We start from the raw sequence: 12,124 nt of genomic DNA, 5'->3' as shown, positions 1-12,124 counted from the left end.
CGGCTTCGTTGCCGGGGCTGCGTGTAGCACGCTTCGTATCTCATCAGGGCTTGTAGCTCAGCGGTTAGAGCAGTCGACTCATAATCGATTGGTCGCGGGTTCGAACCCCGCCGGGCCCACCACATTCGCTTCCATGGTGTTCCATGGAATGCCGCCAACCCGCGATAGCCGCAAGGCTTCGCGGGTTTTTTGTTTCTCGGGGCGTGCAGGGGAGTCTGTCGGCAGCCAGGAGGATGGGGTTGCGTCCAGCAGCGTGTCGACGCTGCGGGCGCATCGCACGGCGCTACCCGGAGCCGGCCAGCCTCAGGTCCGGCTCGACCAGGAATTGGGATTTCACATGATCGACGACATGGATGACCACGCCGCTCGTCCGGCGCGTCCTCGGTGAATAGTCGAATTCGGTCGCATCGGCGTCGGCGGATGCCGGCCTCACGAGAAACACGCGCATCCCGGCCTTGAATACGTGATGCGAGGGCAGGCGCTGATTGACCAGTTCGATGAATTGCGTGGCCGAGATCACGGGCATGAAAGCGGACATGGAACTTCTCCGGTACGAACCGACAAGGCATTCAGGACGGACGAGCGTGAAGGTTGCAGGGTTTCACGCAGTCCGACGCCGCAGCATCAAAGCGTACTGCGGGCCGTGGACGATTCGGCATTCAACCAGTAGCCGTGCTTGCCGTAGAACTGGTGCAGCACAATCTCGTCGCTTCGATAGACGGGCTGCGAATCGTCGTATTCGGGGCTCTGGCGAATCGAGTCGCGGTTGAGCGCGGTCGATACCGTTTCCGTGGCCCAGTCCACCCGGTCGAGCCAGTGCGTCGCGATCAGGACTTCCTTGTTGGTCAACCACCAGTTCCGCGTACGGATTGCGAGGTAGCGGATCACCCAGGCTTCATCGTCGTAGATGAAGTCGGACACGCGGCCGATGCGTCCGGCCGTGGCTTCGAGCCGATAACCCTTGACCTTGCCGGTGCCGCGGAGATGCGTATCCGTCGGCGTATCTGCCGGCGCGTCGGCCGGCGTTGCGCGGGTGGGCAGCGGATTGCCAGCCTCGAGATCTTGCGACAGCGCGGCAGAATTGAACGCAGGGTATGCGTCCATGCCCCACAGGTTCGGGCCACCCCAGTAGGGCGGGTAATGGTAGTAACGCAGGTATTCGATCTCGTGTTGGCGGGATACCGGCTTGTGTGTGTCCAGATCCGGACTGTCTGCTACCTGATGGCGCGTCAGGTCGACATGCAGCGTGCTGGATCGGGAGTCGGTGTGTTTGACGGAATAGGGCGAGATGAGCACCAGCCTCTCGTGCAGCCAGTCGCCCGTCTCGACGACGAGGTAGCGGATGCACCAGTTGTCGTCGTCGAAGTAGGCTTGAATGACGTGTCCGATGTCGCCGTCCTTCGCGCGGACCGCGCTTCCGTGTAATTCCTTGATGCTTCGTAGCATGATGTTCTCGTCAGATCGATGCGCGGCATGTCGATGATCCGGCTGAACCGCGTGCCGTGCGGTGGCGTCCAGTCGCTCGCCCGTGGATGCCGAGCGATTCGTACCGATCCCGTTTATGCGCGTGGTGCCACAGTCTGGCGTTTCGTCGTGACGGATTCCGGCATGCTTACACGGTACCGGCAACGGGCGGCCGACGCGGTACGAAAGCGTACAGAGTGTGCGCCGGATCGGACATCGGTCTGTTGGATCGACGCGGATCAGAATACCGAATCGACTGGAACATTCCCGTGCGCAGAGGGGCGGGGGCTCATGTCTACATGAACCAGATGAACGTATGGCGCGCGTGCCGGGATGCCGAAACTTCCACGATGTATTGCTCGGATTGGCCGTTGTAGCTGGCGTTGATCGCATAACGACCGTTCTTCAGATTGGCCAGCATGAACGGGCCGTCAGACGGCGTCTCCAGGACCGTATTGCCTTTCATGTCCGTGATGGTCATCAGTACGTCGGACAAGTATTCGTTCCCGCTTCGGGCCCGGCGGACGAAGGTGAGCACGAGCGCGTAGTCGCGCATGGCCCCCTTGATGGCGACCGATTGATCGAGCCCGATGCCGCCCGACATATAGGTAACCTGATCGGTGTGCTGCATCGGAGGAAGGTTGTCGTCGGCTGCAACCGGGGTGATTCCGACTAACGTGGCGCTTAGAAGGAACGCAAGCATTAAGGACGCGGATGTTTTCATGAGGGATCTCCTTGAGGATTCGGCGGGGAGTCGACGTGTAGCGGCAGTGTTGGTCTGACTGACAGGGCCGGCTCGCCTCTCACCAATGCGGCTATTCGCGCCGCATGTCTGTTCGGTCCCGAACGCTTGGTTTTCATCCGATTGCGCGCCGTCCGGGGCGTCGTACGCGCCGGCTTCGGCAACTTGAGCATCGCGCTGCCTGCGGGCGTCCGTTACGGCGAACACGGCGTCGGCGGCCTGGTGCGCGTGTACGCCAGCCGACCGACAGGACATTCGAATGCGCTCAACCTGAGGTCGAAGGACGCGTTCGCATGCTTCACGGACGGCGTGCGTCGGGGGCCGTCGAGGGAAGAGGCTTGCCGATACGCTATCTGTTTCGGCTCGGACCGAGATCCGAGCGGAAAGCCGATCCCGAGATAGGCCATGGCCGCGCTCGACGGCGGGCACTGTGTGTGCTCGCATCGATTTCCACCCTGAATGTCGGTGCGAGCGTTTCCGCCGCAAGCAGCAGCGGCATGTCGCGCGTCTTCAGAACACCGTCACCGGGAAAACACGGAGAGGATGCCGTCCCGATGGCAATCGAAGTATGCTGTGGCGCGGCACGGTCCGCGCGCGATGCCTGTCGGGCGCCCGGTCAGCCGTCGAGCCCCGCGATCCATCCGGCGGCCAGAATAAACATACTTCGCCGGGGAGTGGCGACGATCATCATGATCATGCTGCGTTCGTGGGGTGCGATTCTTTCGTTGCTGGCGCTCGTTGCGTGCGCGAGCCTGCCGCCGCAGGCCGACCGCGCGCCGACGCATGCGTTCGCCGACACGGAAAACACGCGGCTGGGCGTCGCGTTTCGACAGCAGGCCGGCATGCATCCGGGGCTTGACGCGTTTCATCTGCTGACCGATCCGGTCGATGCGCTGGATGCGCGCGTGCTGCTTGCCGATCGCGCGGACCGGTCGCTGGATCTTCAGTACTACATCTGGCACGACGACCTGACCGGGCATGAACTGGCCGACGCGATCATTCGCGCGGCCGATCGCGGCGTGCGCGTCCGCGCGCTGCTCGACGATCTCGGCACGAACGCCGACGACCGCAAGCTGCTCGAGATCAGCTCGCATCCGAACATCGAGATCCGGCTGTTCAATCCGGTTGCTACGCGCACGTTCAAGAAGATCGGCACGGTGTTCGAGTTCTCGCGCGTCAACCGGCGCATGCACAACAAGGCGATGATCGCGGACAACCAGGCGGCGATCGTCGGCGGCCGCAATATCGGCGACGAATACTTCGGCGCATCGTCGATGCTGGAGTTCGGCGATCTCGATGTCGTCGTCCACGGTCCGGTCGTGAAGGACATCTCGACGGAATTCGATACGTTCTGGAATTCCCCGTATGCGTATCCGATCGACGCACTGGTGGGGCACGAAGCGGCGCCGGGTGGGCTGGACCGCGAGCGCGAGCGGTTACGCGACTACCTGAGGGCGATGGAGGACAATCCGTATGTGCTCGAAGCGAGGCAACGGCTCGACCGGATCGTTCATGGGCAGGGCACGGAATTGTCGTGGGGGCGCGCGACGGTGCTGTACGACGACCCGTCGAAGATCGCGCATTCGCCGAACAACCGCGACGGGCACCTGATGCCGCAGTTGCGCGCGCTCGCATTGCAGCCCGAACATGACCTGCTGATCGTGTCGCCGTACTTCGTGCCGGGCAAGGCCGTCGTCGAGCGGCTGCGCGCGCTCTCGGCGCGCGGCGTGCGCGTGACGGTGCTGACCAATTCGCTCGCGTCGACCGACGTGGCGGCCGTGCATGCCGGCTACCGTGGCTACCGAAGCGATCTCGTGGCGGCCGGCGTCCGGCTTTACGAACGGCGGCCGTCGGGCGACAAGAGTATTTCGAAGCAGGTCATCATCGGATCGTCGCGAGCGTCGCTGCATGCGAAGACCTACGTGTTCGACCACAAGAGCATTTTCATCGGGTCGATGAACCTCGACCCGCGCTCGCTGAACCTCAATACGGAGATCGGCGTTTACTGCGAGAGTCCGGCGATTGCGTCGCAGGTTGCAAACGATCTGGAATCCCGACTCGATCGGATCGCGTGGCGTGTCGAGCCGAGGACCGATCCGGCGGGGAAAGGGCAGCTCAAGTGGGTTCAGACCGATTCGGACGGGACGGTCACCGAGCTCGACCACGAACCGGAAGTTTCGGCTGCGCGCCGGATGGAAGTCTGGTTTCTCGGGTTGTTTCCGATCGAATCGCAACTGTGAGCGACGATGCGGCGTGCTGCGTTCAGCTCCGCGTGCGGCTGAGTTTTTCGATGACGCCAGCGAACTGCCTCGTTGCTGTCGCGATCGTCGCGTCGCTTAGGCCGGAATATCCGAGCACGAAGCCGTTGTATCGGCGGCCGTCGCCGACGGCGTAGCTGCTCAGCGGCTGAAGCAGCAGGCCATGCGCGGACGCGGCGCGCGCGACTTCGGTGTCGTGCAGCGGCAGCGCGAGATCCGCCGACAGATGCATGCCGCCCGGGCTCTCCCGAACGCTCAACGCGGTGCCGAGGTGGCGGGCAAGGGCCGCTTCGAGGCTGCTGCGCCGCTCGGCGTACAGCGCTCTCATCCGGCGCAGGTGGCGCGCAAAGAGGCCGGTGTCGATGAATTCGGCCATCGCCAGTTGATCGGCCGAATGGCCGCGATGGACGAGTTCGCGCAGCGTTCGGGTGAAGCGGTCGACCAGGACCGGCGGCACCACCATGAAGCCGAGCCGGAGGGCGGGAAACATCGTCTTGCTGAATGTGCCGAGATAGCAGACCGGCGCGTCGGCATCCAGGCCCTGGATCGCCGGGAGCGGCTGGCCGCCATGGCGGAACTCGCTGTCGTAGTCGTCCTCGATGATCCACGCACCGCATGCACGTGCGTGCTCGACGAGTGCCGCGCGTCGCCGCGGGCTCATCAGCGCGCCGAGCGGGTATTGGTGTGACGGCGTCGTATAGATCAGCCGGGGCGGCTTGTTGCGCCACTGTTCGGCGGTCGGCGCCATGCCTTCGTGGTCGACCTCGATCGGCACGATATTCAGGCCGGTCGAGCGGAATGCCGTCCGGGCGCCGTTATAGCAGGGGTTCTCGAGCCAGCCGAATTCGCCGGGATTCGCGAGCATGCGCGCACACAGCTCGAGGCTGCTCTGCGTGCCGTCGGTGATGAATACCTGGCCGGTCTCGCAGCGCACGCCTCGCGAGATGCGGATGTAGGCGGCCACGGCGCGCCGCAATTCGGGCAGCCCTTCGACCGGCCCATACGCGAGCTGGGCGGGTTTGACGGCTTTCCACGCGCGCTCGATGCAACGGCGCCACTGGGCGACGGGGAATTCGTCGAGCGACGGGAGACCGGGGACGAACGGCAGCATGCGCTCGGGTTCGGGATGGGCGTTCTCCAGGCCGTGCACGCGCTCGGACAGGTGAACCGGGGCCGGGCTGCCGTCATTCCCGGCGCTCGATCGGCCGCATCCGTCCCACAGCGTGATCGTGCCGTTGCGCGTGGCCGCCACGAAGCCCTCCTCGGCAAGACGCTCGTACGCATAGACCGCGGAGTTGCGCGCGATGCCCAGTTCCGCCGCGAGCACGCGCGTCGACACGAGCCGCGTGCGGGGCGGAATCTGCCCGTCCAGCAGCATGCTGCGCAGGCTCCGGTACAGGGCTTCCTGCTGGCTGTGTCTTGTCGTGCCGTCCTGCCTGGAAAGCGACGAGATGAGCAGCGCGAGATCCATAGGCTGGTTCCAGAAATTTTCCTTGGGCTGGTTCTTTTTAAGAATCAACGCACATCGTATTGTTCACGTTCTCGCGGCGCAGGCCCGTGCCGGGCGATTCGCAGCGGCTTGCCGGTACGTCGGACGATCGTTGCAATCGCGTATTTTGATCGATTTGGCGAGCGACTGTCGACGAGTCGATCGACCGGTTGCCCACGCTTCGATATCGTGCGATTCCGATGCGATTCATTTCGCAGTACATAGATATATTCGACCGGATATCCGTGTCTTGCGGAAGCGCGGGCCGATCGATGCGCGCCAGGTGGCGCGCGAACAGGAAAACGAAACATGAACGACCAGACCCTGAGCTCTCCCACATCCCGTACCACCATTCGCCGCCTGCCCGAACTGGCGAATCACGATCGCACGATGCTCCACCGCATCGTGGACGATGCGTACGTCTGTCACATCGCGTTCGGCGACGGACGGGACACGCACTGCATCCCGACCGCGCACTGGAGAAGGGGCGATGATCTCTATATTCACGGATCCAACGGGAGCCGGATGATCAAGGCGTTGTCTGCGGGCGCGCAGGCGTCCGTGGCGATTACGCTGCTGGATGGGCTCGTGCTGGCCAAGTCGGCCTTCAGTCATTCGATGAATTATCGATCGGCGGTGATCTACGGGCAGTTCGACGTGGTGGACGGCAGCGCGGCAAAACTCGCGGCGCTGGATGCCTTCATGGACAAGATCGCCGCGGGCCGCAAGCATGAAGCGCGACCGGGCAATTCGAAGGAAATCAACGCAACCAGCGTGCTGCGGACTTCTCTTGCGGAGGCGGCCGTGAAAGTCAGCGATTCGCTGCCTTCCGACAAGGAGGAAGATCTCGCGCTCGCCGTGTGGGCGGGGATCCTGCCGCTGAAGACGACGCGCGGTACGCCGGTTCATGCCGACGGAAACGGCGGCGTGCCCGTGCCGGACTACGTCCGGAACTGGGCCGATTGAGTACCGCGGCAAGACCGGGAGGCTTCGCAGGAGGCGGCGGCGCGCGGCGTACGCGGAATGCAGAAAACCCGCGAGGGCTTCGCAGCCTTCGCGGGTTTTTTACGCAGTTGCATGCAGTTCCGGGCGCACGAAACGGCGCGCACCCGGAACCGCGTCGGTCATCGATCCATCAGCGCGCGAAATCCGACGTGCTCTGGATGAACGCGTTCAGCTTCGAGATGTTCACGCTGCCGAAGCCCGTCGTTGCGTCCCAGCCGGCCTTTGCCTTGTAGCCGTAGGTGCCGCTGCCGTTGTTGCCGGACGTGACGTCGTGCAGCAGCGCCGCGTTGGACGGAAAGTACTTGTAGATGCTCGACGCGGGGAACCCGAGCGCGTTGTTGTTCGCCGACTGCAGTCGCGCCCAGATGCCGGTGAAGATCGGCGCGGCGAGGCTCGTACCGCCTTCGTTGTTCAGGTAGCCCGAGCCCCACAGCGTGTCGGACGTCTGGCCGTTCACCACCAGAATCGCGCCGGTGCGCAGGTCGGCGTCGAAGCCGACGTCCGGCAGCGCGCGCTTGGTCGACCCGGTGAGGGTCGACGATTGCCACGACGGCGCGGCCTCGTACTTGCTGTATCCGCCGCCCGTCGACCACACGGTGCCCGGCTGCCAGCTCGGATCGTTCCAGACGATCTCGCTGTTGTACGCGTTGGTCGACGTGTTGGTGAACAGCGTCGTGCCGCCCACCGCGATCACGTACGGCGACGTCGCCGGTTCGCTCACCGTGTAGGTCGAGCGCGACGGCGTGCCGCTCGCGCATTCGTACGCGCCATGGTCGCCCGCGGAGACGGAGAAGGTCTGCCCCTGCGCGACCGCCTGCTTGAAGATGGCGTCGTCGGTCGCCTGCGAGCCGGTGCTGTTTGCGGACGATTCGCACACGCCGAGCGACACGTTGATCACCTTCGCGACGTTGTCCGTCACCACCTTGTTGTACGCGGCCGTGATCGCCGTGAGCGTCATCGACGGCGCCGCGTAGAACACGACCTGCTTCACGCTGCCGCCGGCGGCGCCGACGATCGACTGGCTGTCGAGGTTCCACTCGACGGTGCCGGACGTATCGGTGTACGAACTGCCGGCCGGGCCGGTCTGCACGATGCTGCTGCTGATCGTGCCCAGGCCGTTGTTCGCGGCAAACGTATTGAGGTCGCTCACCGTCTGCGACAGGTCGCCTTCGGAGATGATGCCGACCGTGGTTTGCGAGGCCGTCGGCGTGCCGTCGCCGCCGTAGATCGACGAGAATTCGGTCGGGTTGTGCGGCACCGCCGACGCGCCGGCCGGGATCGTCAGGTTGCTGGTGTTGCCTTGCGGCTTGCTGCCCGCGCCGGTATGCATCAGCTCGACGTTCTGCAGGCCGAGCACCGCGCCCACGATGCCGCCGATCGCGTTCGGCACTTGCGCGGCGTCGGTATTCGCATAGACGCTGCGGCCGTTGCGCGTGAAGCGCTTGAGCGTCGTGCGGAACGCGGACTTGATGGTCGCCGCGGTGCCGGACGCGGACACCAGCAGGCGGTTCGGCGCGACCACGATGTTCACGAAACCTTCCTTGCGCAGGTGCGCGACGACGGACGCGACCTGCTGGTCGGTCGGCGCATATTGCGCGGCGAACTGCGCCGGCGTGAGGAACTGACGGTAGTGCGGCGAGCCGGGCGTATGCAGGTCGCGCAGGGTCTGGTCGAGTTGCGCCTCGTTGCGCAGGTTCAGGCCGAGCACGATGTCCACCGATTCGCCGGGCGCCAGTTCGACTGCCGCGGCCGCGGCGGCAGCTGTGCTCGCGGCAGGTGCGCCGGCCGCGCTGGCTTCGCTTTGCTGCACGAGCGGCAGGAACCCCTTGGTGCGCGTTTCCGTCCAGCCGGCCGCCGGCGCGGCGTGGACGGTCGCCATGCCGAACGAAGCGGCCGCGGCGGCGGCGAATGCGAGCTTGACGATGCGAATGTGCTTTTGTTTCTTGTCTGCAACCTGATTCATTTGAATTACCCCTCCGGTTGAACATCGAACGGCACGAACAACAACGGTCGACAGCGGTGCGGGTCGTGCACCGCCGCTTTCTGTCGCGCTCGTGCGGTCGGCGCGGACGCGACAGGGCCTTTCGCCCGATCCGGAAAGGTGGTTTCTCTCCGGGGGGCGAAATACGGAAAACGCGGTAGCGGAAGGGCTGCGCCGCGATGCGGAGCAGCCGCACGGACATGGCGCGGGCGGGATTGCTAGAGCAACAGCTTCGTTGTCCTGCTCATTTGATTCGATCCTTCGGCCCGCTGCCGGATGGCAGCCGTCCAATGAGTTGCATCGGGATGTTGCATGTGCCGGTGCGCGAACGACACGGCCGGCGGCGAGCACTTCGGTGCGGCGGAAGCGAAAAAAACGTAGAGCGGAATCGATTGCGTGGTGAACAATTCGTCCGGTTGCTTGAAGCTGACGGTATCAAGAACGAAAGCGGAGTGTCAAACTTTTTTTGATTATATGAAACAAAATTAAATCGAATAAAGCGAAATATTTTTGAAAAGATCGGCAGTATTTTGTAATTTTCAAAATCGATTTCGCTGGTAATTCCGAAGGCGATTCGCCGATCCTTTCCGATTCGTCCTGTAATGGGTCGACCGTTATCGAGGAAGTGCTCGAATGGGCGGCGCTTCCGGTTGCTCGACAACCCGAAGGTCGTCGACAAACCGGAACAGCCCGTCCACACAGTGAAGCAGGGCTTCGCGCGACGATGCGTCCGCTTCGGTGGCGAGCCCCCGGATTTCTTCGAGCCGGGTTTCGAGTTCCGCGAGTGGTGCGCGCATTGCGTTGCCGCCGGCGGCGGCTGCGGTTGCCGCATCGAACGAAGTCAGGTGTTTCAGTTGAATGGTCATCGTATTGAAGTCCTCAATGAATCGCGACGTGTTGGTCAGGCAGCCGTGGCGAACACCAGGCAGGTGGAGGCTCGGCTTTGCCGGCACGGTCACTGCGCGCCCCGCAGCCGGTAGCCGACACCGCGCATCACTTCGGGCATGCCTGGCGCACCGGCCTGTTCGAGCTTCCTGCGCAGCCTGCTGACGTGGCTGTCGACCGTGCGCTCCAGTGCACTCATGTCGGCCATGCACGCGTCGAGCAGTTCGCTTCGCGTGAAGACGCGGCTCGGCGATCTCGCCATGTGCGCGAGCAGCCGGAATTCGGTCAGCGTCAGCGCAATCGGCACCTCGGCCGATTCCGTCCGCACGCGCGCCAGATAGCTTTCGGTGTCGATTTCCAGATCGCCGACGCGAAGCATGCGCGCGGTCGGCGGCGGGCCCGCGCGGCGCAGGATCGCGCGAAGCCGCGCGACGACCTCGGCCGGGTTGAACGGCTTGACGACGTAGTCGTCCGCGCCGGCATGCAGTGCCTGCAGCCGGTCGAGGTCGCGGTCGAACGCGGTGATGACGACGACCGGCGTATTGCAGCGCCGCCGAAGCTCGGCGAGCACGTCCCAGCCGTTTTTTTGCGGCATCTTCACGTCGAGCAGGATCAGGTCGGGCTTCAGGTGCGGTTGAACGTCGAGCACCGCTTGCCCGTCCGCGACGCGGCAGGTGCGAAAACCGTCGCGCTTCAGGTACGCGTCGAGGATGTCGGAGATCTCGGGTTCGTCTTCTGCAATCAGTATCAGGGAATTCGTCATTGGGTTTGCCGTGCGATGTCGAACCATCGGAGCAGCCCGTTGCCGGGCTGAATCGCGCTGCGCCATTCCGCGTGCTGCCGCGGATGGCGCAGCGCCTGACGTTCAGTCCTGCACCACGCTCGTCGAAGGCGCGACATCCCTTTCCGTCAGGCCGCCGCCGAGCGCCTTGTACAGCGCGACTGCATTGCCGAGCTCGCTGCGACGCAGGTCGAGCAGCGCCTGCCGTGCCGAATAGAGCTGCCGCTGCGAATCCAGCAGCTCGAGCCGACCCTCGACGCCCGCGCGATAGCGCAGGTTCGACAGGTCGGTGCGGCGTTCGGCCGAGCTGACCACACGCGTCTGCGCTTCGATCTGGCGTCCGAAGGTTTCGCGCCCGGCGAGACCGTCGGCGACTTCGCGGAACGCGGTCTGGATCGCGCGTTCGTATTCGGCCACCGCGCTGGACTTGCGTACTTCCGCGAGGCGCAGCTCGGAGCGCAGCCGGCCGCCCTGGAAGATCGGCACCGTGACCTGCGGCGCGAAGCTCCACACGTTCTGGCCGCCGGCGAACAGGCTGCCCATCGCCGGGCTGAGGAAGCCGATCGACGACGTCAGCGACAGGCGCGGGAAGAACGCGGCGCGCGCGGCGCCGATGTCCGCGTTCGCGGCGACGAGGTTCTGTTCGGCCTGCTGGATATCCGGGCGGCGGAACAGCAGCTCGGACGGCAGCCCGGCCGGCAGTTGCGTCATCACCGGCTGTTGCTGCAGCGGCAGTGCGTCGGGCAGATCCTTCGGCGGCTCGGTGCCGAGCAGCAGGCGCAGCGCGTTGCGCGCCTGCTCGACGGCGCGCGTGCGCGCTTCCAGGTCGGCGGTGGCGCTTGCGACCTGGCCTTCGGCCTGCGCGATGTCGACACCGCTCGCCTGATGCGCTTCCTTGAGGCGGCGCGCGAGATCGAGCGACTGCCGCCAGTCGCCGAGCGTGCGCTCGGACAAGCGGCGCTGCTCCTGCGCGAGGCGTTCCGCGAAATACGCGTCCGCCACCGCGCCGACGAGCGAGATCTGCACCGCGCGGCGGCCGTGATCGGTCGCGAGGTAGCGTGCGAATGCCGCATCCGACTGCGACTTCACGCGGCCGAACAGGTCGATCTCGAACGCACTGATGCCGACGTTCACGCCGTACTGGTTCTGCGTCGTTTCGAACACTGGCGGGTTCGACTGCGGGTCGGCCGCCGTGCGCTGGCGCGTGAAGTTCGCGCCGGCGCCGATCGACGGCAGGCGCGCGGCGCGCTGGATGCCGTACTGCGCTTCGGCGGCGTCGACATTCAGCGCCGCGAGACGCAGGTCGCGGTTGTTGTCGAGTGCGATCTCGATCAGGCGCTGCAGGCGACGGTCGCCGAACATCGTGCGCCAGCCGAGATCGGCCGCATTGGCCTGCCGGTCGGCGGCAGCGGCGGCCGTGTAGGCCGTCGGCACCGGCATGTCAGGCTTGACCAGCGTCGGCGCCAGCGAGCATGCCGACAGGGCGAGGACGAGGGGAAGAACAAGCAATCGCATGGCA

Annotated in this window: 10 protein-coding genes and 1 tRNA gene; 3 read left to right on the top strand and 8 right to left on the bottom strand. The window is 64.9% G+C overall.

Annotated features, from left to right (window positions below):
* Positions 1 to 46: 46 nt before the first annotated feature.
* A tRNA-Ile gene (locus tag ABD05_RS17210) sits at positions 47 to 122 on the top strand.
* Positions 123 to 283: 161 nt separating this feature from the next.
* On the opposite strand, the gene ABD05_RS17205 is transcribed toward ABD05_RS17210, so the two are convergent.
* The 3 genes from ABD05_RS17205 to ABD05_RS17195 form a co-directional block, all read right to left on the bottom strand.
* Complete coding sequence (locus ABD05_RS17205) at positions 284 to 538, bottom strand: hypothetical protein (RefSeq protein ID WP_047901393.1); 255 nt, start codon at positions 536 to 538, stop codon at positions 284 to 286.
* An 86-nt stretch (positions 539 to 624) separates the two neighbouring features.
* The gene (locus tag ABD05_RS17200; RefSeq protein ID WP_047901392.1) at positions 625 to 1,446 is read right to left on the bottom strand and encodes a PRC-barrel domain-containing protein; all 822 of its coding nucleotides are present in this window, start codon (positions 1,444 to 1,446) and stop codon (positions 625 to 627) included.
* A gap of 313 nt (positions 1,447 to 1,759) precedes the next feature.
* Positions 1,760 to 2,188, bottom strand: a complete 429-nt coding sequence (locus tag ABD05_RS17195; protein ID WP_047903611.1) for a hypothetical protein — start codon at positions 2,186 to 2,188, stop codon at positions 1,760 to 1,762.
* Between the two features lie 707 nt (positions 2,189 to 2,895).
* Here ABD05_RS17195 and ABD05_RS17190 point away from each other — a divergent pair.
* Complete coding sequence (locus ABD05_RS17190; protein WP_047903610.1) at positions 2,896 to 4,446, top strand: phospholipase D family protein; 1,551 nt, start codon at positions 2,896 to 2,898, stop codon at positions 4,444 to 4,446.
* 22 nt (positions 4,447 to 4,468) lie between these two features.
* Here ABD05_RS17190 and pdxR read toward each other — a convergent pair whose 3' ends face one another.
* Positions 4,469 to 5,935 carry a MocR-like pyridoxine biosynthesis transcription factor PdxR gene (gene pdxR / locus ABD05_RS17185; RefSeq protein WP_047901391.1) on the bottom strand — a complete coding sequence of 489 codons (1,467 nt, stop codon included), beginning with the start codon at positions 5,933 to 5,935 and terminating at the stop codon, positions 4,469 to 4,471.
* A gap of 327 nt (positions 5,936 to 6,262) precedes the next feature.
* Between pdxR and ABD05_RS17180 the strand changes: the two genes are divergently transcribed.
* Positions 6,263 to 6,919: a pyridoxamine 5'-phosphate oxidase family protein gene (locus ABD05_RS17180; protein WP_047901390.1), complete on the top strand. Its 657-nt coding sequence runs from the start codon at positions 6,263 to 6,265 to the stop codon at positions 6,917 to 6,919.
* Positions 6,920 to 7,088: 169 nt separating this feature from the next.
* Here ABD05_RS17180 and ABD05_RS17175 read toward each other — a convergent pair whose 3' ends face one another.
* The 4 genes from ABD05_RS17175 to ABD05_RS17160 form a co-directional block, all read right to left on the bottom strand.
* Entirely contained in the window at positions 7,089 to 8,921 is a 1,833-nt protein-coding gene (locus ABD05_RS17175; protein WP_047901389.1) for a S53 family peptidase, read from the bottom strand.
* A gap of 632 nt (positions 8,922 to 9,553) precedes the next feature.
* Positions 9,554 to 9,805 carry a hypothetical protein gene (locus ABD05_RS17170; RefSeq protein WP_053059949.1) on the bottom strand — a complete coding sequence of 84 codons (252 nt, stop codon included), beginning with the start codon at positions 9,803 to 9,805 and terminating at the stop codon, positions 9,554 to 9,556.
* An 89-nt stretch (positions 9,806 to 9,894) separates the two neighbouring features.
* Complete coding sequence (locus tag ABD05_RS17165) at positions 9,895 to 10,587, bottom strand: response regulator (RefSeq protein WP_047901388.1); 693 nt, start codon at positions 10,585 to 10,587, stop codon at positions 9,895 to 9,897.
* 102 nt (positions 10,588 to 10,689) lie between these two features.
* The gene (locus tag ABD05_RS17160; protein ID WP_047901387.1) at positions 10,690 to 12,120 is read right to left on the bottom strand and encodes an efflux transporter outer membrane subunit; all 1,431 of its coding nucleotides are present in this window, start codon (positions 12,118 to 12,120) and stop codon (positions 10,690 to 10,692) included.
* Positions 12,121 to 12,124: the final 4 nt, after the last annotated feature.

This window comes from Burkholderia pyrrocinia (assembly GCF_001028665.1).
Taxonomy (GTDB): domain Bacteria; phylum Pseudomonadota; class Gammaproteobacteria; order Burkholderiales; family Burkholderiaceae; genus Burkholderia; species Burkholderia pyrrocinia.
The sequence above is the reverse complement of the archived record's forward strand: the minus strand, read 5'-3'. Positions and strand labels throughout refer to the sequence as shown.